Annotated in this window: 18 protein-coding genes; 12 read left to right on the top strand and 6 right to left on the bottom strand. The window is 58.9% G+C overall.

What is annotated here, in order from left to right:
• Positions 1–273 precede the first annotated feature (273 nt).
• Complete coding sequence (locus PPP56_RS11045; RefSeq protein ID WP_353564101.1) at positions 274–1,134, bottom strand: PGAP1-like alpha/beta domain-containing protein; 861 nt, start codon at positions 1,132–1,134, stop codon at positions 274–276.
• Positions 1,135–1,525: 391 nt separating this feature from the next.
• On the opposite strand from PPP56_RS11045, the gene PPP56_RS11040 reads away from it, so the two are divergent.
• Complete coding sequence (locus tag PPP56_RS11040; RefSeq protein ID WP_353564100.1) at positions 1,526–2,158, top strand: CPBP family intramembrane glutamic endopeptidase; 633 nt, start codon at positions 1,526–1,528, stop codon at positions 2,156–2,158.
• A 57-nt stretch (positions 2,159–2,215) separates the two neighbouring features.
• Here the strand turns inward: PPP56_RS11040 and PPP56_RS11035 are convergent, their stop codons facing one another.
• Positions 2,216–3,535, bottom strand: coding sequence for a GTPase family protein (locus PPP56_RS11035; protein ID WP_353564099.1), 1,320 nt, complete (start codon positions 3,533–3,535; stop codon positions 2,216–2,218).
• A 271-nt stretch (positions 3,536–3,806) separates the two neighbouring features.
• Here PPP56_RS11035 and PPP56_RS11030 point away from each other — a divergent pair, with 271 nt between their 5' ends.
• The 3 genes from PPP56_RS11030 to PPP56_RS11020 all read left to right on the top strand — a co-directional run bounded on the left by PPP56_RS11030 (position 3,807) and on the right by PPP56_RS11020 (position 6,948).
• The gene (locus PPP56_RS11030; protein ID WP_353564098.1) at positions 3,807–4,463 is read left to right on the top strand and encodes an energy transducer TonB; all 657 of its coding nucleotides are present in this window, start codon (positions 3,807–3,809) and stop codon (positions 4,461–4,463) included.
• 344 nt (positions 4,464–4,807) lie between these two features.
• Positions 4,808–6,076 carry a DUF4236 domain-containing protein gene (locus tag PPP56_RS11025; protein ID WP_353564097.1) on the top strand — a complete coding sequence of 423 codons (1,269 nt, stop codon included), beginning with the start codon at positions 4,808–4,810 and terminating at the stop codon, positions 6,074–6,076.
• Between the two features lie 422 nt (positions 6,077–6,498).
• Positions 6,499–6,948: a CBS domain-containing protein gene (locus PPP56_RS11020; RefSeq protein WP_353564096.1), complete on the top strand. Its 450-nt coding sequence runs from the start codon at positions 6,499–6,501 to the stop codon at positions 6,946–6,948.
• A gap of 88 nt (positions 6,949–7,036) precedes the next feature.
• Here the strand turns inward: PPP56_RS11020 and PPP56_RS11015 are convergent, their stop codons facing one another.
• Positions 7,037–7,765 (bottom strand): polyprenol monophosphomannose synthase, encoded by a 729-nt coding sequence (locus PPP56_RS11015; protein ID WP_353564095.1) that lies wholly within the window; start codon positions 7,763–7,765, stop codon positions 7,037–7,039.
• Between the two features lie 430 nt (positions 7,766–8,195).
• Between PPP56_RS11015 and pdhA the strand changes: the two genes are divergently transcribed.
• From pdhA to PPP56_RS10995, 4 genes are all read left to right on the top strand, one after another.
• The gene (pdhA, locus tag PPP56_RS11010) at positions 8,196–9,374 is read left to right on the top strand and encodes a pyruvate dehydrogenase (acetyl-transferring) E1 component subunit alpha (protein ID WP_353564094.1); all 1,179 of its coding nucleotides are present in this window, start codon (positions 8,196–8,198) and stop codon (positions 9,372–9,374) included.
• A gap of 72 nt (positions 9,375–9,446) precedes the next feature.
• Positions 9,447–10,433, top strand: a complete 987-nt coding sequence (locus tag PPP56_RS11005; RefSeq protein WP_353564093.1) for a pyruvate dehydrogenase complex E1 component subunit beta — start codon at positions 9,447–9,449, stop codon at positions 10,431–10,433.
• A 116-nt stretch (positions 10,434–10,549) separates the two neighbouring features.
• On the top strand, positions 10,550–11,917 hold the full coding sequence (locus tag PPP56_RS11000; RefSeq protein WP_353564092.1) for a pyruvate dehydrogenase complex dihydrolipoamide acetyltransferase: 1,368 nt from the start codon (positions 10,550–10,552) through the stop codon (positions 11,915–11,917).
• A gap of 316 nt (positions 11,918–12,233) precedes the next feature.
• Positions 12,234–13,052, top strand: a complete 819-nt coding sequence (locus tag PPP56_RS10995; RefSeq protein WP_353564091.1) for a metallophosphoesterase family protein — start codon at positions 12,234–12,236, stop codon at positions 13,050–13,052.
• A gap of 158 nt (positions 13,053–13,210) precedes the next feature.
• Here the strand turns inward: PPP56_RS10995 and pckA are convergent, their stop codons facing one another.
• Positions 13,211–14,806: a phosphoenolpyruvate carboxykinase (ATP) gene (gene pckA, locus PPP56_RS10990; RefSeq protein WP_353564090.1), complete on the bottom strand. Its 1,596-nt coding sequence runs from the start codon at positions 14,804–14,806 to the stop codon at positions 13,211–13,213.
• A gap of 383 nt (positions 14,807–15,189) precedes the next feature.
• Here pckA and PPP56_RS10985 point away from each other — a divergent pair, with 383 nt between their 5' ends.
• The 3 genes from PPP56_RS10985 (at position 15,190) to hpt (ending at position 18,281) form a co-directional block, all read left to right on the top strand.
• A complete protein-coding gene (locus tag PPP56_RS10985) occupies positions 15,190–16,011 on the top strand; it encodes a UbiA family prenyltransferase (RefSeq protein WP_353564089.1) in 822 nt (273 codons plus the stop codon).
• 135 nt (positions 16,012–16,146) lie between these two features.
• Positions 16,147–17,553, top strand: coding sequence for a tRNA lysidine(34) synthetase TilS (tilS, locus tag PPP56_RS10980; RefSeq protein ID WP_353564088.1), 1,407 nt, complete (start codon positions 16,147–16,149; stop codon positions 17,551–17,553).
• 140 nt (positions 17,554–17,693) lie between these two features.
• Positions 17,694–18,281 carry a hypoxanthine phosphoribosyltransferase gene (gene hpt / locus PPP56_RS10975; protein ID WP_353564087.1) on the top strand — a complete coding sequence of 196 codons (588 nt, stop codon included), beginning with the start codon at positions 17,694–17,696 and terminating at the stop codon, positions 18,279–18,281.
• A gap of 207 nt (positions 18,282–18,488) precedes the next feature.
• On the opposite strand, the gene topA is transcribed toward hpt, so the two are convergent.
• The gene (gene topA, locus PPP56_RS10970; RefSeq protein ID WP_353564086.1) at positions 18,489–21,089 is read right to left on the bottom strand and encodes a type I DNA topoisomerase; all 2,601 of its coding nucleotides are present in this window, start codon (positions 21,087–21,089) and stop codon (positions 18,489–18,491) included.
• 209 nt (positions 21,090–21,298) lie between these two features.
• Positions 21,299–21,916, bottom strand: coding sequence for a ferritin-like domain-containing protein (locus PPP56_RS10965; protein WP_353564085.1), 618 nt, complete (start codon positions 21,914–21,916; stop codon positions 21,299–21,301).
• 389 nt (positions 21,917–22,305) lie between these two features.
• On the opposite strand from PPP56_RS10965, the gene PPP56_RS10960 reads away from it, so the two are divergent.
• Positions 22,306–22,656, top strand: a complete 351-nt coding sequence (locus PPP56_RS10960) for a hypothetical protein (protein WP_353564084.1) — start codon at positions 22,306–22,308, stop codon at positions 22,654–22,656.
• Positions 22,657–22,841: the final 185 nt, after the last annotated feature.

Genomic DNA, 22,841 nt, shown 5'->3' with positions numbered 1-22,841 from the left:
AGACAGAGGGGGTTGTCTGGCTCCGACGATGTCGGCCGTATGACAATCACTTACCATTGAACCGCTACCACGAGACCTCTTCTGGGACCCGTTCCGCCATACATCCCCTCCCCTGCCGCGCATGTCGAACGATTCAGAAGCCAGCCAGACAAATGAGAGAGACCTCACAAGAGCCTGTGTAAGAGCCTGTGCAAGAGCCTGAGAGGCCGTTCTCCCTGAAATGTAAGCAGGACGCAAGAAGAAACGTCTGCTGGAGTCAGACCACACGACCTGCTACCACCCTGCGCTACGCAGCTGCATGGCGATCTGTGCATAGAAAGCATTCGCATCGAAGTTCGCCCCCCCAAACCCGGCATCCATGCCGACCTGGCGCACGTGGTCGGCATCAACCGTGCCCTTGAAGGTGCCCCACCGGGCGCTCTCAACAGAGACAAATCCGTCGTTGATGCCCTCGCGCTCGTACAGATGCGTGTTGAAGTAGCGCAGCAGCGGTGTGAGGGGCACCGGCGTGTCGCGTCCCGCCTGACCCGCATACGACCAGTACGCGACGTCGGGATGATCGGGCACGTTCGGGTTGAAGCTGTGCTTCATGAACGACGGCGTGAGCTCGCGCACCGTCTGGAGCGAGTTGGCCGAGCCGTCTTCGATGATGTGGGTGCCCATCCAGTCGGTGATATCCGCGAGCCAGGAGCGCACCGCATCCGGCTGCTTCAATACCAGGTTGGCCAGCGTCGAACCCCGATGAGGCGTCGACACCGTCACAAGCGCTTTAATGTGCTCATGCATCCCCATCTGTGCAATCAGAAAGCGTGCATCGAGTCCGCCCATCGAGTGGGCAATGACCGTGACGGCGTCGGAGTGGGTCTCCTCCAGAATGTGCTCGATGTGGGCTTGCCACGTCTGGCAGCGGGCCCGAACCGTGTTGTACGGCGACACGTTGGGCGCGTAGGCGCGCACGCCCCGCATCCGCAGATACATCGCCTGCTCATGCAGGTGGCCGCCCCGCCGCAGCGATCCGCCGATGCCAAACCCGTGCATCATAACAACAGGCAGGCGCGTCGGGATCACCGACGGCTGTGGACGCGATTCGAGTCCGGTAAGGCGCTGAAACGCAGAAGCGGAAAAGGTAGGCATAGGAAATAGAGGGATGCGAACGGGTACGCACATCGAAAAACCAACGCGTAAACCGGTAGTCGATTCGCAAAGTTGCCTGCGTCACACAAACGTGCGGTTCCTCTGCATCAGCACATCTGTGCCGCGCAACCAGGAATGTTCCAGACCGTTTCAGCCGGTTCTTAAAAACCGCGCATGCATCCGCTCGTAATCACAGAGCGGTGTATACCTTCCGCACGCTACGTTAAGTCCGCAAAAGTATCCTGGAGGATATGTCACTGCGAGGAGTGCGGGTGCCGCGTCGACCACAAGCGTACGCCTCGCGATGACACCGCACGCACATGCTGTCTGTCGCTATTGTTGCCGACTTACTTCGTCGTACATTATTGCATGTCACGAATGGCCTCTACACATGGACACGCCTACTGAATCCCCCAATACACCGTCGCGAGACGATGACGCTGCACGCTCCGATGCTGAGGGGCGTATGCTGTTCATCACCGGCTTTGTCTTTGAGTGGATGCTTGCAGCAGTAGCCCTGGCCTGGGCCTACTGGCGGGGACTGCCGCTCCTGCAGGAGCTGACATGGTCGGCCGATCTACTCATTACAAGCGTAGTAGCTACGGGTCCGCTGGTGGCGGCTCTGCTGATCATGGTGCGCGTAAAGGCGCCCTGGGTGCGCGAGATCGAAGCGCACGTGCGCTCGTTTCTGGCGCCGCTGCTCCGGTACGGCGGAATCCCGGGTATGGCGGTGCTCGCCATTGCCGCGGGGGTGGGTGAAGAGCTGCTCTTTCGGGGCGTGCTGCAAGCCGAGCTTGTTGCGCCGCTGGGTCCGTGGGGCGCACTGGTCGTGGCCAGCATCCTGTTTGGCGTCTGCCACTGGATCACCCCAGCCTATGCACTCATCGCCACGATCATGGGGGCCTACCTCGGTGCGCTCTACATGTACACAGGAGGGCTCACCGTCCCGATCCTGGTGCATGCGCTCTACGACTTCGTCGCGTTTCTCTACTTTGCTTACACGAACGATCCAGATGGGGCATAGCGCTGGGGAAAGTAGTGCCGGGGTAGTGCCCGGGGTAGCGACGCATGAATAGCGCACCTAAGAGCCTGTGTGGGAGCCGTTCGATGGGTGCTGCTCGCCGATCAGTGTGTCGAGGTCGCGAGCCTCAGCAGCCTGCCGCGCCTCTTCGTGCGCCGACTCGAACTGGGCCTGCACATCGCCCTGCTGATCGGTAATGAAGTAGAGCGTAGCGGTTTTGCCGATCGCCAGCGTAGCCGCATACGCCACACTGGCCGACACAGCCTGTCCATATCCTGGCACAAACTGAACTAATGCGCGGGCGGCCTCGCGCAGCATGAATCCGGCGCCGACGTTCACGCCCGCAGCTGTCAGAAACTCGCGGGCTGCGCTCATGTCCATGCGGCGTCCACCCAGGTAGCCAATCGACATAACGAGAAGCACCTGCGCAGTGGTGATCGGGGCGATGTCTGCAACGGGCGTCGGGGTGGCGGCGATACCGGCACACACGACGGCGGTGCTCTGCGTGAGGCGGTTTGCGAGCTGCTTTTGCAGGGCCTGCATGCGCGAGAGACGCGCAAACTCGACCTGTGCCTCGTCGGGGAGCTGCGTGATGAGGTACTCTACGAGCGTTTCGACATTCCACCGCGTATCCGCCCGTCGCCGCCCGGTGGCGTCCCACGACTGATAGAGCGCCACGCCAAACGTGCGCAGCACCGCGTCGGCCAGCGTCGGGTACGACTGCATCTTCTCCGTGAGGTGCGTCTGGATCGACGCGATGCGCTGCATCTTCTCGTCGAGCTCATCCGGGTCCTCATTTTCGGGATGGTGCAGCTGCACGTATTGCGGCTCAACCAGATCGCAGTGGGTCACAATGCCTACGATGGGAGGCAGATGTCCGTGCAGCTGCTTTGCGTCGCGGGCAAGCGCCGACAGCGCCTCCAGGTCGGCGTCGATGGCGGCGTCGACCTCTTGTGCTTTAATGAGAAAGAGCAGCACATCCGGTGCGGTCTCCTGCATGGCTGCGCGAATCGAGGCCTCCGGCGACGCGGCCGCATCCCCCTCATTCGGATCTGACCCCTCTTGCAGTCCGCGCGTGTCGAGCATCTCAATGGTGCCGAGCTCGCTCTCGTAGGTGTACCACTGCGCCGCTCCCGTCTGGGCGGTCTCGTGGCCGACCGTTGCGACCTCTTCTCCAAAGAGCGCGTTGATGAGCGACGACTTGCCGCTGCCGCGCCGTCCGACCAGGGCGAACCGGGCCGCGCGTTTTTCCAGCAGCAGCGCGCGCAGTTCAGCGATGCCGTCGCGCACCTTCCCGAGCAGACGTCCCGGGACCTTGTCGAGGTGATCTTCGAGGAGTTTCAGCGTGTCCAGCAGCGGGCGGCGCGACGAATCAGACATGACGAGGGGAGGGCAAGGGATAGCAGGGGAAGCGGGCGCGCGAGCGTAGCAGGTGTATTTAAATCTGTAATCATTTACGATGCCCTGGTCTGCAAGTTGCCTTGGATGCCTTGCATGTGGTGCATGCAGTATACCGGCAATATACCAGGCACAGCTACAGGCAGGCGAGTGGACGTGCGAAACATATGTGCAACCGTTCCGTAACCCCTCATCGAACATTCAAATAGGGCAAAGCCCATTCGTACCGCGTTTTCCCGACAGAATACCCACTATGACGTCTCGTAAGAAGCCCGAAGCGGATCTGCAACGCGACTATCCGCTCTATGTCCAGATCGGCATGGTCGTTGCCTTGCTTATTCTGGTTGCAGCGTTCAACATCAACTACGATTCCCGAGGCGACTTCCAGGTGATGCTCGAAGAGCAGGATGTCGTTGAGATGGAAGAGATCCAGCAGACCGAGCAAGAGGTTACGCCGCCACCGCCTCCCCGTCCGCCAGTACCACTTGAGGTGCCCAACGACGAGATCATCGAAGATCAGGATATTGACTGGGACAGCAGCCTCGATCTCGACCAAGCCCTTGATACCGGGCCACCGCCTGCCCCGGAGGAGGAAGAAGAAGAGGAGCAAGAAATCTTCATTGCGGTTGAGGAGAGCCCTGAGCTGATTGGCGGCATGCAGGCACTCTACGATGAAGTAAGTTATCCTGACTTTGCCCGCCGCGCTGGTATTGAAGGCCGTGTCGTTGTGCAGTTTGTGGTTGATGAAGAAGGCAACGTAACCAACCCGCGTGCCCTCAGCTCCCCGCATCGCACGCTTGAAGAGGAAGCCATTCGTGCTGTAAGCCAGATGCAGTTTACTCCCGGAAAACAGCGCAACCGCGCCGTACGAGTGCAGATGTCGCTTCCGGTCGTCTTTCAGCTGAACTAACGACCGAATCACGTCCTATGCGGGGCCGCCTCGCAAGGAAAGATAAACATACACACGCTGCGTAAAAGCGCCGCCCAAGCTAACCGCTTAGGCGGCGCTTTTTTTGTGAACGGACAAAATCATGCTCACAGGTCGTAACACGGTGCGTAGTTCGTGTCGAGTCGGTATAGGGGGATGCCGGGAAATAGCGCCTGCAGGTCCGCAGCGTTGCGAGACGGCAACGAACTTCCTTGCCAGTTTTGGGCCGTGTTCTTGTGGTAAAGGACCATGTACTGCCGCGTGCGGATTGAAAAGGTTCATTCTCCCCTTTTCAGTATCTATCGCGATCTATCGCGCGTCGACATATGGCATTCTATCTCCGCAAGCATTTCAACATGGGGCCGCTCCGCATCAACCTCTCGAAAGGGGGCGTGGGCCTCTCAGCGGGGGTCACCGGCGCCCGTGTCGGGCTCAACCGCAAAGGCGTTTACGTGCATGGTGGACGCCACGGCATGTACTACCGCAAACACCTCAAAAAAGGACAGCGAGGTAGAGGAAAGACAGTGCCCGGGCAGCAGGCCCGTCGCGACGATGGCAAGGCAGAGCTCTTCGTGGATACGGGCGCCGCGTATCCAGCGCCGTTCACGCCTGAAGAAGCCCGTCCGCCAGAAGTCAACCTGCCTGACCTTCCGTCGCTATCGCCACGTCTGGGATACACGATAGGCATTGGGCTTCTGTTGTCGGTCGTGCTGCTGGTCGCGGCTCCACCGGTAGGGGGTGTTGCGCTGCTTGCTACTGGGGCCGAGGCGACCCGGTTTGGATGGATGCGGTCGCGCCGTAACCGCGCTGCCCGTGCGGCATGGGAGAACGTGCATGAGGCTCTTACCAACCAGAACGACGTGTCTCCTCTGCTCGATACGCTCAACCAGGCGCTCGGCCCTGCACAGCGCCGGTGGCTACACGCGCGTTGCTATGCCCTGCTACTCGACCGGCTGATCGAAGATAGTGACGTGGTAGATACCGACCTCGTGGTCCGTTTCGAAGACAGCGCCGACGTCCCCGCGTCTCTACAAAGCACGCTAAAGCAGGCTATCTTTGCCGAGGTCGTTGATGCGGTCGTTGAAGACCATGTACTGACCGAGGAAGAGGAGGAGGCGGTCGACGCGTTGGCGGATCGGCTCGGGCTGCGCCCAAGCGACATTGCAGCTGAACGGGCCATGCTCAACGCGCTTCGTGCTGAGCGCGAGATTCACGCTGGCCCGCTCACGCCAGTTAACAGCGGGGTGTCGCTCAAACAGGGCGAGGAATGCTACTACGAGACCGAGGCTCGTTTCCTGGTAGAGCGTGTGCAGGAGCGATTTCAGCGCAATAATGTCAAATACACGGTTCGTGGGCTGGAGGTTGACATGGAGGGTACGCTGTACCTTACGGACCGCCGCCTGCTGCTTGTGGGCGATGGAACCCGATCGTACCGGCTGCGCCGCGTTCTTGATGAAGAGCTTTCGCTTCACGACAACACCCTACGCCTGACCCTCGACGAGCGTGTGTCGCAGGTCATCATCAGTGCCCCCGACACTCATGTGCTTGCAGCCCATCTCACGAAAGTGCTACACGAGCACCATGGTGGTGCCTGAAGAGATATGGGTTCAAAAAGACATGTGGTAGCGGTAAGATGTTAAGTGATCTACATCATCGTGACCTGCTCAAACCCCCTCTCCCTACGGGTTTCTCCCCCTTGGCTAAGGGGGAGATGTCCACAGGATCACGCCTGCGGCGAAGCTCGAAGACAGAGGGGGTTCGAACAAGACAAAGCACCGGTGTACAATCGCCTTATCATTTAGCGCCTATCCACTACCAGACACATGAAGAAGACACCTATAAAACAGCGTCTACCGCTGTGCAGAACGTACAAGCCCCAGGATTACAGCAGGCGGCTCCATACCCCAGTGAACAATGCGACAGGCACCTCATACTATCTACACAATCAGGTTCATTGATCGTTCATCTTTTTGACTAAATCGGCTGCGCTCTGCGTAGCGTGCCGGGGGAATTAACTATGGAAACGCTTCCAGTTTCAAGCTTACTTGGCCAGAAAGGACGCGAGGTCATCACGATTACGCCGGAAGCCACCGTGCTTGAAGCGATCGAAACGATGGTCGACCACAACGTTGGATCTATCCTTGCGATGAAGGCGGATCGAATCGCGGGTATCTTCACCGAACGCGATTATCTGCGGCGTATCGTGCTACAGGGACGCACCTCTGACACGACACAGGTTAAAGAGGTGATGACAACAGATGTGGTTACGGTGCCGCCGCGCTGTACGGTGGGAGAGTGCATGGAACTCATGACCGCCCACAAGTGCCGCCATCTGCCTGTTGTGAACGAAGACGGTACGCTGCGCGGACTGGTATCAATCGGCGACTGCGTGAAGTACGTCTCGGAGCGCGCTAAAAACGAAGTAGAGTCGCTCAAGTCGTATATCGCAGGCGGCTATACGGGGTAAGCGATAGAGCGCTCGACCGGGACTGTGCGTCCGTATCCATTATACCCCACAATACCGGTAGCGGCTTAAAAGCTCCTCAACGCGAGTTCTAAAGCCGTCCGATCCAGTCACGCAGGCGTAGCTCCCATACCTTCCAGGCGGCTTCACGTACGATTGCCTTGCTCATCTTAGACTGTCCTTCGCTCCGCTCGGTGAAGATGATGGGGACCTCTTGGATGCGAAAGCCAGCGCGCCACGTGCGAAAGTGCATCTCGACCTGGAACGCGTAGCCGTTCGAGCGCACGCGTTCCAGGTCGAGGTGGGCGGGTACGCGTCGGTGAAAGCACTTGAACCCGGCTGTTACGTCTTTAATAGGCATGCAGGTGATCGCACGGGTGTACATGCCCGCTCCATACGAGAGCATCAGGCGGGGAAGCGGCCAGTCAATAACGCGGACGCCCCCTACGTAGCGCGACCCGATAGCGAGGTCGGTTTCGTCGGCGGCTACGGGCGCAATGAGATGGGGCAGATCGTCCGGATTATGTGAGAGGTCGGCATCCATCTCGCAGATGCAGGTGTAGTCGCGCTCCAGTGCAAACCGGAAGCCCGTCCGATATGCCGATCCGAGTCCTTGCTTTCCGCTGCGCTCGATCAGAAATATCCGGTTCGGATGCGCGGCCTGGGCCTCTTTTACGAGCTTAGCGGTGCCATCCGGAGAGCCATCGTCGACCACGAGGGCATGCAACGCCCCCGGCTGCTGCATCACCTGATGCAGCACGGTCCCGATCGTGGCAGATTCGTTGTATGTGGGAATAATGACCAGGGTAGAGGAAGACACAGGCAGTGAAGAGTCGTTATGACGACAGGGTCGGGTAGCGGCGAACGTTGCAAGTGGGGCTGGTCGCAGTACGGGTCATACTTCCAGAAAGTAGCAGGCATACAGGCCAAGCGCAATCGCAGGCAGATAACGCAGGCAGATAACGCAGGCGGATAACGCAGGTGGATAACGCAGGTGGATGCGAGGGGGTTGACAGCCTGCATGCTGATGCTGTATCTTAGTTGAATGCTACGCCCAGGGCAGGCGGTCCGGCAACTCCGCAAAGATCGATAGGAAACGCACCTGATTTCGAAAGGAACCGAAACCGTACGATGCAGGGGCTCTTAAAAGGGCTGGCATATACGGGAGCCACTTCCTGACCGGTTGCTGGCTTACGGTTTCTGGCTTAGCGCCCCACGCTATACATCACCTGGAAGATACGCATACGATTATGGCATCGAGTAAAGAGGTAGCAGAAGAAAGCAACGCCCAGGACGCCGCCAACGACGCGCCGGCTGGCGACGGTGTCGCTGAAGATACGCCTAAAGGGCCATGGACAGAGCAGTCCATTACGATTCCATCTGGCCCCATTACGGCAGAATATACTTTCAATACGTACCCGGCGGATGCATACACGCACGAAGACATCGGGGCGGATGAGGACGCGCTCCTCGAAATGTTCAGGAGCATGATGCTGCAACGCCGCTTCGAAGAGCGTTGCCGCCAGCAGTATCAGAAGCAGAACATCTCCGGTTTCTTGCACCTCTACATCGGGCAGGAGGCCGTGTCGACCGGGTCGGTCCACGCCATTCGTCTCGGCGAGGATTCGGTGATCACGGCTTACCGCGATCACGGAATCGGCCTGGCGATGGGCATGGAGCCCGGGCCGGCAATGGCCGAGCTCTTTGGGAAAGGGACCGGCTCCTCGCGCGGGAAAGGCGGATCGATGCATTTCTTCGATCAGGAGCAGCGACTCTTCGGAGGCCACGGGATTGTTGGCGCGCACGTTCCCCTGGGGGCTGGTATCGCCTTTGCGCACAAGTACCGCGGCGAAGACAATGTCTGCCTGTGCTTCCTCGGCGACGGAGCCGTGCATCAGGGCGCCTTTCACGAAGCGCTGAACCTTGCTTCGCTCTACGACCTGCCGCTGGTTACCATTATTGAGAACAACCAATATGCGATGGGTACGGCCGTAGACCGCGCTGCAGCGGAGACGGATCTCTTCAAGCAGGCGCTCTCGTACGACATGCCCTCATCGCTGGTTAGCGGCATGGACGTCTTCAGCATGAGCAAGGCCGTGCAGGAGCACGCCGAAATGGCTCGTAATGGACAGCCATCGCTGCTGGAGGTGCGTACGTATCGCTATCAGGGCCACTCGATTAGCGATCCGGCTTCTTATCGTAAGGAAGGCGAGCTCGACGACCGTAAGAGCGAAGACGCTATCGTGCGCCTGCAGCGCTATCTAACGGAAAACGATATCGCGACCGACGACGAGCTCGATGCAATCGATGACGAACTGAAACAGATTGTACTCGACGCGATCGCGTTTGCTGAGGAAAGCGACTTCCCTGACGAAAGCGAGCTCTACGACCATGTATACGCGCAGGACGACTACGCCTTCCTAAAATAAGCGCGTTCCTACCACCGGCGTACCTACGCCACGCATCCCAACCGATTCTAATCAACGACTGATTTTTCCCTGATGGCTGAACTGCAATTACGTGAGGCAATTCGCGAAGCAATGTCCGAAGAAATGCGTCGCGACGAGAACGTGTTTTTGATGGGCGAGGAGGTGGCCGAATACAACGGAGCCTACAAAGTGAGCAAAGGGATGCTCGACGAGTTTGGCCCCGACCGTGTCATCGATACCCCGATTAGCGAGCTCGGATTTGCCGGACTTGGCATTGGGGCTGCGATGAATGGGCTGCGGCCTATCATCGAGTTCATGACATGGAATTTCTCGTTTGTCGCTTTCGACCAGGTGGTCAATAACGCGGCCAACATTCGCTATATGTCGGGCGGACAGTTCGGCACGCCGATCGTGTTTCGCGGGCCGAACGGCGCTGCGGGACAGCTGGCTGCTACGCACAGCAACTCGGTCGAAGCCATCTACGCCAACTTTCCCGGCCTGAAGGTCATATCGGTTTCCAATCCCGACGACGCCAAAGGGCTGCTCAAGAGCGCTGTGCGCGATGACGATCCGGTGCTGTTCCTTGAAAGTGAACAGATGTACGGCTTGAAGGGAGAGGTCTCTGACGACGAAGACTACACGCTGCCGATCGGCAAAGCGCGCGTGGCCCGTACCGGCGGCGACGTGACCATCGTGGCGCACAACAAGAGCTACTGGCTTGCGATGGATGCCGCAGAGCAGCTGGCTGAGCGCGGCTACGAAGCCGAGGTCATTGACCCACGCACCATTAAGCCGCTCGACATTGAGACGATCGTGGAGTCGGTTGTGAAAACAAATCGCCTTGTCATTGTCGATGAGAGCAACCCGTTCACGAGCTTTGCGAGCGAGGTGTCGCAGCAGGTGCAGGAGCGTGCCTTCGATTACCTGGATGCGCCCGTAACCCGCGTAACCGCTGCCGACACCCCAGCACCGTACGCTCCCAACCTGTACGAGGCGTATATGCCGAGCGCTGAGGAGACCGTGGAAGCATGCCTGAGCGTGCTCTACGCGGATGCCTGATCGCAACCGCGGTTCTTCGCGGTGGCAGCAGAGCTTTCAAGTAGCCCCTGCCGCTCCGTATCCCCCTGTACCACCCATTCTGTTGATACTCACCCGCTGCACCTACGCAACTGCCTATGGCTATCACGATAGAAATGCCCAAACTGAGCGACACCATGGAGGAAGGTGTCCTTTCTGCCTGGCTCGTCGACGAGGGCGATGCTGTATCGGCTGGCGATATTATCGCCCAGGTCGAAACCGACAAGGCAACCATGGACCTGGAGGCGTTCGATGAGGGCGTCTTGCTCAAAAAGATGATTGATGAGGGGGATGCGGTACCCATCGGCGAGCTGATCGCGGTGCTGGGCGACGAAGACGAAGACATCTCAGACATTGTCGGCGGTGATGCAGCAGGTAATGGCGTGGCCGATGAGGCCACAGCGTCTGGAGAAACGGAGTCGTCGGAAGACGCTGCTCCTGAGACGGCGGATACAGCTTCTGCCGCTGCAGATGCTCCCTCTGGCGATGGCTCGCTGCAAGATCGTACCCCCGAGCCTGTGCCGGCGCCGACCGATGCGAGTGGTGAACGCGTGAAGGCTTCACCGCTTGCGCGCCGGGTGGCACAAGAGCACACCGTCGATCTGAGCACCGTCGAAGGAACCGGTCCGAACGGGCGTATTGTGCGCCGCGATGTGGAGGCGGCTCTTGCCGAGCAAGAGGCGACCCCCGAGCCTGCTGAAGCAGCCGACACCTCGGCTCCCGAACCTGCTCCACAGCCTCAACCGGCGGAGTCGGTCAAGATTGATGTGGGATACGAGACCGAGCCGATCTCACAGATGCGCAAGGCGATTTCGCGGCGTCTGGCACAGAGCAAGTTTACGGCCCCCCACTTCTACCTCACGATCGACGTTGATATGGCGCGTGCGGCGGAGGTCCGCGCGGAGCTCAACGAGCTTGCTGAAGCGAAAGATCGCTCGCGTATCTCGTACAACGACCTGATCACGAAGGCGTGCGCGCTGGCGCTGTCCGAACACCCGTACGTGAATGCCTCGTACCACGCCGATGAGGGAGAAATCCGCCTCTACGATGATGTGCACGTAGGCATTGCCGTCGCGATCGATGAAGGGCTCATTACGCCGGTGATTCGGAACGCCGATCAGAAGGGCCTTACGCAGATCGCTGAAGAAACGAGGACGCTCGCTGGCAAAGCGCGCGACCGCGAGCTGCAGCCTGAGGATTACGAAGGGGCGACCTTCACAACGAGTAACCTCGGGATGTTCGGAATCGAGGAGTTCACCGCGATCCTGAATCCGCCCAACGCGGCCATTCTGGCTGTAGGCGGTATCCGTGATGAGCCGGTTGTTGAAGAGGGCGAGATTGTCCCGGGCAAACGCATGAAGGTCACGCTCTCATGCGATCACCGTGTGGTCGATGGCGCGGTGGGAGCGCAGTTCCTCGATACCATGCGCGGCTATCTCGAAGACCCAATGACGATGCTGTTATAGCAGCGCACTCCCTGCTGGAAAGATCCATCTAATACGCAACACGCACGCCGCAGCCCGAAGCACGATGCTTTCGGCTGCGGCGTTTTTTTGTTGGGAAACAGATTGCATGAAACGGACTGGCGGCACACGCAGCCCAAATTAAGAAATCGAAACAGGTTCTCAGTGCGGTGCTGTATGAAAGTGTGGGAGAGTGCAGGAGAGCCGCTGCCAGGATGCACTGAAAGGGTGTGCTGAAAAGATGCAGCGAACCGTGTTTATGCGACTCCGTCTGAATATATCATCGTCCGCAATCCGTTATCTTGCAGACAACTTTTGCATGGCTTCTGCGCCCTACACCATTGCCCACTGCTCCGACATCCACTTCGGAAAGATTGCGCATGCAGAGGTGGTGCCGGCCCTGATTAACGACATCAACGCACACGACATCGACATTGTAGCAGTGAGCGGCGACCTCACGCAGCGTGCCCGAACAGGCGAGTTTCAGGCAGCGGTGGCCATGATCGAGCAGTTTGATGCGCCTGCTCTCGTAGTCCCCGGCAACCACGACGTATACCCCTGGTGGCGTCCGTATCGGCGCCTGTTCACGCCGCTTCGCAAGTATCGGAGGCTTGTTCAGGACGAGCTTGCGCCGAAAGTAGTAGACGGCACCATCGCCATGCTGGGGCTGTCGTCGCCGCACGGGGCTACCGTAAAGAGCGGACGTCTGCCTGCGGCGGCGCTCGATACCATGCGCGACTTCTTTGACGCGCACGACAACAAGTTTCGGGTGCTGGTGGTGCACCACCACTTGACACGTATGCAGGAGCTGGGGCGCCATGATATCGTCGGGAATCCTGATGAGGCGCTTGGCGCAGCCGCCGAAGCCCGCATCGACCTGATTCTCTGCGGCCACCTGCATATCTCGCATATCGAGTCGGTTGATGTGGTGCCCGGCGACCACCGTGTTGTTGTGGCCAGTGCCGGTACCGCGACCAGCAGTCGCGGACGCAAGTCAAACCGGGGAATTAACTTTTACAATGTGGTGCGTGTCGAGCATGGCACGTTTTCCATTGAGGAGCGCCGGTACAACAAGGACGCCCAACAGTTCGAGACAGCACGTACCACTTCGTTTGAGCGTGCCGGCGTCTCTTCATAATACCGTTGGATGATACCGGTGGGCCGTCGCATCCCATGTAAACAAGTACGAAAGGGCATCCGCCGCAATGGACGGATGCCCTTCGAAATAGACGCGCGTTGGAACGCACTGTGCTCTTTGCAGCCGTTCTCACAGTCGTTCTTACACCCAGCTACTGTCTACACGCTGGGGGCCGCTGCTTCTACGCCGTTTGTGACGTAGTCAGCATACGTCTTGAAGTTGTCTGCAAACATCTGAGCGAGCTCGTTTGCCTGCGCATCGAACGCCTCTTTGTCGCTCCACGTATTGCGCGGCTGCAGAATCTCATCGGGAACGTTCGGAACGTGGGTAGGCACGTGCATCCCGAACACCGGGTCGGGGACTGTTTCGACGTTGTTTAACTCGTTTTCGAGGATGGCGTCAACCATAGCCCGGGTATAGGGCAGGTCGATGCGGGATCCGGTGCCGTACGGACCGCCCGTGAGTCCGGTGTTAACGAGCCAGCACGTTGCGCTATGTGTGCGGATCTTTTCGCCCAGCAGCTCAGCATACTCAACAGGATGTCGCACCATGAACGGTTCACCGAAACAGGTGCTAAAGGTGGCCTTCGGAGCACTCACGCCTCGTTCGGTGCCGGCTACCTTGGCTGTATAACCCGACAGAAAGTGAAACATCGTCTGCTCCGGTGTCAGGCGCGACACCGGTGGAAGCACGCCGAAGGCATCGTACGTCAGAAAGATCACATGGTCGGGATGCCCGCCCTGGCCTGAGTCTGACGCATTGGGGATATAGTCAATCGGATACGACCCACGGGTATTCTTCGTGATGGTATCGTCCGTAAAGTCCGGACGGCGGGTCTCCGGATCCACAATAACGTTTTCGAGAATCGTGCCAAACCGCTCGGTGGTAGCGTAGATCTCGGGCTCCTGCTCACGCGTAAGGTCGATCATCTTGGCGTAGCAGCCGCCTTCAAAATTGAACACCCCATTATCGCTCCATCCATGCTCATCGTCGCCGATTAGCGTGCGACGGGCGTCGGCTGAGAGCGTCGTTTTGCCGGTGCCCGAAAGACCAAAGAAGACGGCGGTAGTGCCGTCAGGATCTTCGTTGGCTGAGCAGTGCATGGGCAGCACGCCGTCGGAGGGGAGCATGTAGTTGAGTACCGAGAAGATGGACTTCTTGATTTCGCCGGCATAGTGCGTGCCACCGATCAAGACCAGCTCTTTCTCCATACTCACGAAGATGGCTGCCTCAGAGTGCGTGTTGTCTCGCTCCGGGTCGGCCTTGTACGAGCACAGATTGAGCACTGTAAAGCCCGGCTCAAAGTCCGAACGGTCTTGTTCGGGGCGGCGCACAAACATATTGTAGGCAAACAAGCTATGCCAGGCCTTTTCAGTGATGATACGCACCGGCATCGTGTAGTCCGTATCGGCTCCGGCGTACAGGTCTTGTACAAACAGCGGTTTGCCGGCGGCATGCTCAGTGAGACGCTGCTGCAGGTGGTCGAACGTTTTGGGGTCGGTGGGCCGGTTCACCTCGCCCCAGTTGATGGTGTCAACGTTCGAGGCGTCGCGCACGATAAAGCGGTCTTTGGGACTGCGGCCTGTATACGGCGCCGTGCGCGTAAGCAAGGGCCCCTGGTCCACAAGCTGGCCTTCGTCGTTGGCCAGAGCCATTTCGTAGAGCACCGGAGGCTTCAAGTTGTAGTAGATCGGGCCCGTATCCGATAGGCCCAGCGCACGAAGGTGCGAGGTTACGTGGTCAGGGACAGTCATGATCGTGGGGAATGGATTTGCGTTTGAAGGGCGTAAGCGAATGTTACGCGGCCGAGTTATGAGGTACATCTCCCAAGAAAGCGCTTCCAGAGTACTTTTGCGACACCTCAGTTGAACTAAATGTGAATATAAACTAACGTTGCGCTGCATTTGCTGTGAACATTGGATGCGCCGCAGGATACCGAGTAGACGCCCGCCTGCTCTTGTACCGCATGCCGAACCCATAATGCAGCGTTGTCCGTTCCAGAGAAGCAACTCGTTTTCCACTGTTTTATGCTGTAGCTGCCGTGCGTTCCTCGTCGTCTTCTGGCACCGCGTCGTCTACAGGTAGATCACCTACAGGTAGACCATCTACAGGTAGATTGCCTGCGTGGCATCGTTGGATGCGAAGCGATCCGCTCGTCGTTGCGGGTATTGCAGCAGCGCTGATTGCGAGTACCTCGGTGCTGGTCGGGCTGCCACTCGAAGCGCCTGTGCTGTTCGGGATACCGGCAGGCGTGGCGCTGGTGTATCGCTTCGATCGTACAAACCGGGCTGCTACCGAAGACCGGCACCAGCACCATGATCGCCGTCAGTGGATGCAAGCACATCCGTACTACGTGGGGGCGACGACGGTGCTTTACGCCGCTGTAGGTGGGGCGGCCTTCTGGATGCTTGCACCTGTAGCCCAGGCGGCGGCAGCAGCGCTGGTTGCATTGGGGGGGCTTTACGTGTGGCCGCTACGTGGCTGGCGGCTTAAGCGCATCGGCGCGGCAAAAACAATTGTCGTTACGCTGGCCTGGAGCGCAGGCGTTACCGTCCTCCCACTGCTGCACGTAAGCGAAAGCGTGAGCCCGTGGACGCTCGTAGGACTCTTCGTGTATCGGGCGGGGTGGCTCTTTCCAAACATTCTATGCAGCGACTGGGCCGACCGTGCGTCTGACCGCGAGGCGGGACTTGCGACGCTCGCGCACCGCCTGGGCCGCCGTGGCGTGCAGCACGCAGCAGCCGGGGCTGCGGGACTTGCGGCGCTGAGCGCGGGTGGGGTAGCGTGGGCTACGGGCGAGCCGCTGTGGCTTGCCGAGTCGATCGCGGCCTTCGGACTTGCCTTCTACGTGTTCAACTGCCCGAAACACCCCGATGTAACGTACCGGCTGACGCTCGATCTGTACATGGCGCTACCGGGCGTTATTGCGCTTATTAGCTGGGCTGGCGGGTGGCTGTAAGAGTACAACCCCGCCTTGCGATTAGAAGCCGAGAAGCCGCCCGCAGTCTACACGAGCTCAGAAAGAAAGAGCAGGACCCAAGGAGCGCCTTAGCGGCACGTACTTACTTTTCAAACAGATTAGATGCATCGCTTCATGACTACCCGTGACGCTACCACCCGTCAGGCTACCACTTGTGAGGCTACGATCCGTTGCGCCGTGTCCTCGGCACTTGCTACGTCGAACCGGTCTGATGAGAAGCCCGTCGTGGTAGGCGCCAGCGGCGGCATCGATTCGATGGTGCTCAGCCATGCGCTCGCGGCCAGCGGCACGCCAGGGGTGCTCGTGCACGTAAACTACGGACTGCGAGCCGGGGCCGACGCTGATGCCGCGCTGGTACGGTCATGGGCGCAGGCGCATGTGCCCGAGTGGCCCGTGGTCATCCATGAGGCCGAAGCGCTGACGGGCAACACGCAAGATGCAGCGCGGCGCCTGCGGTACGACCTGCTGCATCGGGTGGCGGTCAACTACGACAGCTCGACCGTCTGGGTGGCACATCATCAGCGCGACCAGGTCGAGACGCTGCTGCTACACCTGCTACGCGGCACCGGTCCGCGCGGACTGGCCGGGATGCCGAGGGTGCGCCCCATAAAGCGCGGCGCAGACGTGCAGCTGGTGCGCCCGCTCCTGCATATCTCAAAGGCGGCTATTCAGGCATACGCAAAGGCGCACGACGTGCCGTATCGGGTTGATCCGACCAACCAGAGCGATCGATACGCACGCAACCGCATCCGCAATGAGGTCTTGCCGCTGCTGGCAGACATCGCGTCTGATGCTGAGACGCGCATCGCCGATGCAGCTCAGCTTATGCGCGCTTACGTAGACGAGCACTGGCAGCCTCAGGTAACAGCACAGTTCGACGCGGCCTACGACCCGGACCCTACCGGTGGAAGGCTGTCGCTCGTCGCGCTGCGTGAGGCGTCGCCCGTCGTGCGCACAGCGCTGATTCGAATGCTATTAGAGCGTGCCGTGCCCGAGGCGCCCCGTACGCAAGCGGTAGCGCAGGCCGTAGCGCAACTGGTGGACGCGCAGGTAGGGCGGCGTGTAGAGGTGGGAGAGGCTGTGGTGTGGCGTACCCGCACGCACCTGCGTCTGGTAGCGGATGCGCCCGAGGTGCCCGAGCCACATCCGGTTTTCCTGGACGGCACGCCTGTGGTGCTTTCTACGGGGACCTTGCGCTGTACGCGACATCAAGGCCCGCTGCAAGGGAGGCTCGACCGGGGGCCGCATCAGATCGTTGGGGATGCAGGGCGTGTGCATCCCCCTGTAACCATTCGCCCCTGGACCCCCGGCGACCGGATACAGCCGCTGGGAATGAAAGGCCACAAGCCCGTGAGCGACATACTAACCGAAGGAAAAGTCGCCCCGCCGGAGCGTCCGTACCAGCTTGTTGTGGAAGACCGAGATCGGATTCTGTGGGTGGTAGGGTACCGTATGCACGAGGCACTTCGTGTAACCGCTTCCACGAATGAATACGTAATAATGCAGTGGCAGCCAGTGTAACGAGAACGCCCCCTACCATTTTTGCGATACGCTGTATACTTTTAGAGTGTATACTTCTGTACTGTATACTGCTACACTGTATACTTCCACGCTGTATACATCGACGTAAACGTCCTTGCTCACAACAGTCCTCTTTACTCATGGCCACCACGCGCGACTTAACCGAGACCGCTCCTCCGGCAACGGACGAGACCATCACATGTCAGGGCGAGCGATTTCGGCTATACCTGACCGATGAAGCCATCCAGAGTCGTCTGCAGGAGATCGGGACGGCTATTAGCGAGGAGTACGAAGGGCGCACGCCTATTCTGGTGAGTGTGCTGAACGGGGCGTTTATGGTGACGGCCGATCTGATGCGGTACATCACGATCGACTGCGAGATCGACTTTATGAAGCTGTCGTCGTACGGCGACGAGAAGGTGTCGAGCGGCAACGTGACCGAGCTGAAGCGCATCGACGCCAACCTGCAGGGGCGCGACGTGATCGTGATCGAAGATATCGTCGACACGGGGCTTTCGATGCAGTTCATTCTAAAGAAGATGCAGGCGCACAACCCGGCCTCGCTGCGCACGGTAACGCTTCTGCATAAGCCTACGTCAAACGATACCGATGTGACGTTAGACTACGTTGGATTCGACATTCCGGATCTGTTCGTGATCGGCTATGGGCTTGACTACGGACAGATTGCGCGGAATCTGCCTCATATCTACATTCTGGACGAGGAGTGAGGGGATGTGTTAGATAGCTGCTGCATCAGATAGCTGCATCAGGTAGTCGCACCAGATAGCTGCACGGGTACTGATCCACAGCAACACGAAAGCGGGCAGCCCCGAATGTGTCGGAGCTGCCCGCTTTGCAGTGTGGTTATAGGGGCTGTGGCAAAGAGTAGGCGCCAACACCCAGAAGCGCGCCCGCGATGCCGCCGTTTGCCTGTCTCATTTCTTCTTCGACTTGCTGGCGATAAGCTCCACGGCTTCCTGCATCGTGAGATCTTCGATGGTCTGGTCATCGCCCAGCGAGATGTTCTTGCCGCCGTGCTTGATGTACGGACCGTATCGCCCATCCCAGAGCTCAATCGTCTTGCCGGTTTCCGGGTGCTCGCCGAGCACACGCTGTGGTTTGTTTTTCGCTTCTTTCTTGAGAATGAGCTCCATGGCACGGTCCAGGTCGACCGTGAGCACATCGTCGGTTTTCTTGAGTGAGGCATAGGTGTCTTTTGCGCCGCTCTTGCGGTGGCGTACAAACGGCCCATATCGTCCGATGCCGGCCTCAACCGGATTGCCGGTCTCCGGATGCTCGCCAAGCTCGCGCGGCAGATTGATAATCTTCAGTCCGAGATCAAAGTCAACCTCTGCTGGATCTACGCCCGGAGGCAGCGACACCCGTTTGGGCTTGCCCGGCTGATCGTCTTCCCCGAGCTGCATGTAGGGTCCGTATGGACCCGACTTGAGCAGCAGCGGCATGTCGGCTTCGGGGTGAATGCCGAGCACCTGGTCGCCTTTATTGGCTTCTTCGAGAATGTCTTTCAATTTCTGACGGGTGGTATCGCCGGGGGCAAGGTCTTCGGGCAGTGAGGCAGTTACGGTTTCTTCGGGATCGTCGCTGTCTTCGAGTGGTCCTTCGACGTAGGGGCCGTACTTGCCCACACGCACGACGTACGGAGCCCACTGGTCGGCAAAGTCGATGGTCGAGATGGCCCGCGGATCAAGCTCTTCCTGGCCATCTTCTACGCGCGGCTGCACGCCGTCATCGCCGAGGAAGAAGTCGCGCAGGTAGGGTTCAGGGTCTTTCTCGCCCGTTGCGATATGATCGAGGATCTCTTCCATTTCAGCAGTGAAGTGCACATCGACCAGCGGGTCAAACTGGGCCTCCATCAGGTTGTTGGTGGCAAAGGCAGTAAACGTGGGTACGAGCGCGCTGCCTTCCTTCCGCACATAGCCGCGCCGCTGAATGGTGCTTATGATGGATGCGTACGTCGACGGCCGCCCGATGCCCTCTTCTTCGAGCATCTTCACGAGCGAGGCCTCGGTGTAGCGAGAGGGCGGCTTGGTTTCATGCCCCACCGGCTCAAGCGATCGCACATTGAGTCCGTCGGTGCCAGCCTCTTCAGGAATCGACTCGTCGCCAACGGAAAGGTCGGGGAGCGGGCGTTCGCGATCTTCGAGATCGGCTTCAGGGTCGTCGCTACCTTCGACGTAGGCACGCAGGAAGCCGGGAAAGAGGATCGTCTTGCCGGATGCGCGGAAGCGCGCCACGTCGTCTGTGCCCGCGTCGATATACACATTCGTGTACTGAATCTGGGCATTGGCCATCTGTGTGGATACAGTGCGCTCCCAGATCAGGTCATAGAGCTTTTTCTGCTGGCCTGACAGACCAATTTCTGCACTTGTCTTCATGGCCGTACCGGCCGGACGAATGGCTTCATGCGCCTCCTGAGCACTGTCTGAGGAGGTGTACGTGCGAACGCTGTCGCTCAGGTAGTCGGAGCCATACCGTTCCTCGATAGACGTGCGGCTGGCAGCAATTGCTTCTTTCGAGAGATTTTTCGAGTCGGTACGCATGTACGTAATGTGCCCGTTCTCGTACAGCTTCTGGGCCACGCGCATGGTACGGTTGGCCGTGAACCCGAGCTTGCGGCTGGCCTCTTGCTGCAAGGTCGACGTGATAAACGGAGGAGGTGGAGTTTTCGTGCGAGTGCGGGTCTTGACGTCTGCCACACGCCACGGCTCGGTAGGAAGCGTTTCGGCCAGCGTGGTGGCCTGTTCTTCCGAAAGCAGGAGTACATCTTTGCCCTCTTCCAGATCGTTTTTCAGGCGGCCCGTATCCTGATCGAAGTCGCGGCCCTGGGCGAGTCGTACATCGTTCAGATGCGTCATGTCGGCATCGAACGGAATCTTGGCTTTAGCAAGCTCCGCCTTCAGGTCCCAGTAGGTCGCGGGCACAAACGTGATGCGCTCGCGCTCTCGCATCACGAGAATGCGCACCGCTACGCTCTGCACGCGTCCGGCCGAGAGTTTGGGCTTGATCTTGCGCCAGAGGAGCGGCGAGATCGTGTACCCCACGAGGCGGTCAAGGATGCGCCGCGTCTGTTGCGCCTCAACGAGGTTCTCGTCGATGTTGCGCGTGTTTTCGAGGGCGGCCTCGATGGCTTCTTGCGTGATCTCGTGGAAGACCATGCGCCGCACCGGTACGTCTGGGTTGAGCACCTCCAGAAGGTGCCAGCCGATCGACTCGCCCTCGCGGTCTTCGTCTGTTGCAATGTAGAGCTCGTCGGCATCCTGAAGCGCGCTCTGGAGCTGCTTGACGACGTCGCGCTTTTTGCGCGAGACGACATAGAGCGGTTCGAACCCGTTGTCGATGCGCACGCCAAGCCGCGACCACTCTTCGTCTTTATACTTCGCGGGGATCTCAGACGCCGAGGCGGGCAGGTCTCGGATGTGGCCCATGCTGGCTTCGATCTGGTAGCCCTGCTTGGGCAAGAACTTGCGGATGGTACGAGCTTTGGTGGGCGACTCTACAACAACTAATCGCTTCATGGGGGCAGCAGCGGATGCGTATAAGATAGGCACAGATTATTTGGCGTCCTAAACACGCCAATCCAACTTCGAGCGTTCCGAATACATACGTTAACCTCTTGTTCGGTGGGCGGGCCGAACATAAAAATTCCCTGCTCACGACGGGCGTGAGCAGGGGATACGCTACGCGTAGTCAGATTTCGGAAGGATCTGATTGCTCACGTTGTGAATTAAGCATGGACCTTGTCCTGCCCTTCAGCAACGACTTCTGCATCGGTGATGCTCAGTTCGAGCGAGTCTTCACCGAGGAAGTGGTCGATGTGGTGGGCACGGTCTTCGGTCTTCGTGAGCACCTTCTCAAGCTGGCGCTTGGTACCGTGGTCGCCATGCTCAAGCGCGACGTCAATGCTCTCACGCACAAGTGAGGCAAGCGTGCTCTCAGCCTTCAGGTCATGCTTTAGCATATCACGTAGCCGGTACGTACCTTCGGGCTCATGCGTCACGTGTGATAGCGCGGACTGATTGGTCGGGGCGCATGTTGGAATGCCGCCCAGGGCCGTAATCCGCTCTGCAATGCGATCGATGTACTTGTGAAGCTCCGTGTAGTGCTCTTCAAAGAAGAGATGCAGGTCACGAAACTGCGGACCTTCGACCAGCCAGTGATGCTTGTGGTACTGGTGATACATGGTCCACATCGTTCCCAGAATCTCATCAAGCTTAGGAAGCAGTGCTTCTACCGCTTCGTCTGAGATGTCGACGGGGTTTTCTTCGATCATCTGTTGCGGACGCCACGGCTCGCCGTACTCGCTTTGACGATCTTCAGGTGTTACAGGTGTAGATCCAGTCATAACATTATCGGTGTGTTTGTTCAAGAGAGTTCGCTTTAGTGCAAACCTGCGGAGGAGGCAGGCCCATAGAGGGCTGTGCGCACACTTCCAAATTGTAAAACGAACAGGACACCAGCAGAAGCCGTCTCGCGAAACGTAAACATATGTCACGCTACCGAGAGTATGTATCCGACTTCCTGCTTTATATGTATGATCAAACAGGGTACCAGGACCCTTGAGTTAGACGATCGTAATACCGCTTTGCTATATCGTAACACGCATCCAGCGTGATACGCAGAGATCTGCATAAATACTCGTTCTGCGGAGATCTGAGGTCGTAATTCAACCGGCTGTGCCGTATATTCGACGTGTTATCTGCTATTTTGTCGTACTATCTTGACATGCCACATATGCTATTTCGTCTGATTCAGTCAACGCTTGCTCTTAGCGCCGCGGGTGCTGCAGGCGCTGCCACAGCGTACTACCTTACAGATGTAGCCCGGGGCTCAACGACTGGTGCGCCGGGGTATACGAAAGCCCTGTCCACGCTTGGAAAGTCAGTGGGCGGATCAATGCCTGAAGGGATGGCTCTGATAGGTGCTGCTGCCGCTGTAAGCGGGGCAACAACATATCGCATTCTGGCCCCATCCGTCGCCCCAAAAGCAATGCCAGCACCTGCCGAGGCCGTCTCTGATGAGCTAATAGCGGAAGGCAATGAAGAGAATGCCGTTAAAGCGTCGCCCGAAGAGGAAAGGGTATAGCATGTCCTGGAGGAGGCCTCTAAGAGCCTGCTTGGGTTTTGGTTTGCAGGCGAGAGCGAGCGCCGCTGCGGCGAAAATTGAACCATGATAGAGGTTCGTAGCCGGGGTTACGGGCCGACACGAGGGCGCAAGCCCGACTGACACCCGTATATCGGGGACAATTTGCACCAGGGGCATGACCTTCG

It is taken from the genome of Longimonas sp., assembly GCF_040409695.1.
Lineage (GTDB): Bacteria > Bacteroidota > Rhodothermia > Rhodothermales > Salinibacteraceae > Longimonas.
This window is presented reverse-complemented; position numbering and strand designations above follow the sequence as displayed.

What these genes read in the sequence shown, in the direction of transcription:
- PPP56_RS11045 (WP_353564101.1), bottom strand. Translation starts at nt 1,134, where the DNA reads ATGCCTACCTTTTCCGCTTCTGCGTTTCAGCGCCTTACCGGACTCGAA.
- PPP56_RS11040 (WP_353564100.1), top strand. Translation starts at nt 1,526, where the DNA reads ATGGACACGCCTACTGAATCCCCCAATACACCGTCGCGAGACGATGAC.
- PPP56_RS11035 (WP_353564099.1), bottom strand. Translation starts at nt 3,535, where the DNA reads ATGTCTGATTCGTCGCGCCGCCCGCTGCTGGACACGCTGAAACTCCTC.
- PPP56_RS11030 (WP_353564098.1), top strand. Translation starts at nt 3,807, where the DNA reads ATGACGTCTCGTAAGAAGCCCGAAGCGGATCTGCAACGCGACTATCCG.
- PPP56_RS11025 (WP_353564097.1), top strand. Translation starts at nt 4,808, where the DNA reads ATGGCATTCTATCTCCGCAAGCATTTCAACATGGGGCCGCTCCGCATC.
- PPP56_RS11020 (WP_353564096.1), top strand. Translation starts at nt 6,499, where the DNA reads ATGGAAACGCTTCCAGTTTCAAGCTTACTTGGCCAGAAAGGACGCGAG.
- pdhA (WP_353564094.1), top strand. Translation starts at nt 8,196, where the DNA reads ATGGCATCGAGTAAAGAGGTAGCAGAAGAAAGCAACGCCCAGGACGCC.
- PPP56_RS11005 (WP_353564093.1), top strand. Translation starts at nt 9,447, where the DNA reads ATGGCTGAACTGCAATTACGTGAGGCAATTCGCGAAGCAATGTCCGAA.
- PPP56_RS11000 (WP_353564092.1), top strand. Translation starts at nt 10,550, where the DNA reads ATGGCTATCACGATAGAAATGCCCAAACTGAGCGACACCATGGAGGAA.
- PPP56_RS10995 (WP_353564091.1), top strand. Translation starts at nt 12,234, where the DNA reads ATGGCTTCTGCGCCCTACACCATTGCCCACTGCTCCGACATCCACTTC.
- pckA (WP_353564090.1), bottom strand. Translation starts at nt 14,806, where the DNA reads ATGACTGTCCCTGACCACGTAACCTCGCACCTTCGTGCGCTGGGCCTA.
- PPP56_RS10985 (WP_353564089.1), top strand. Translation starts at nt 15,190, where the DNA reads ATGCGAAGCGATCCGCTCGTCGTTGCGGGTATTGCAGCAGCGCTGATT.
- tilS (WP_353564088.1), top strand. Translation starts at nt 16,147, where the DNA reads ATGACTACCCGTGACGCTACCACCCGTCAGGCTACCACTTGTGAGGCT.
- hpt (WP_353564087.1), top strand. Translation starts at nt 17,694, where the DNA reads ATGGCCACCACGCGCGACTTAACCGAGACCGCTCCTCCGGCAACGGAC.
- topA (WP_353564086.1), bottom strand. Translation starts at nt 21,089, where the DNA reads ATGAAGCGATTAGTTGTTGTAGAGTCGCCCACCAAAGCTCGTACCATC.
- PPP56_RS10965 (WP_353564085.1), bottom strand. Translation starts at nt 21,916, where the DNA reads ATGACTGGATCTACACCTGTAACACCTGAAGATCGTCAAAGCGAGTAC.
- PPP56_RS10960 (WP_353564084.1), top strand. Translation starts at nt 22,306, where the DNA reads ATGCTATTTCGTCTGATTCAGTCAACGCTTGCTCTTAGCGCCGCGGGT.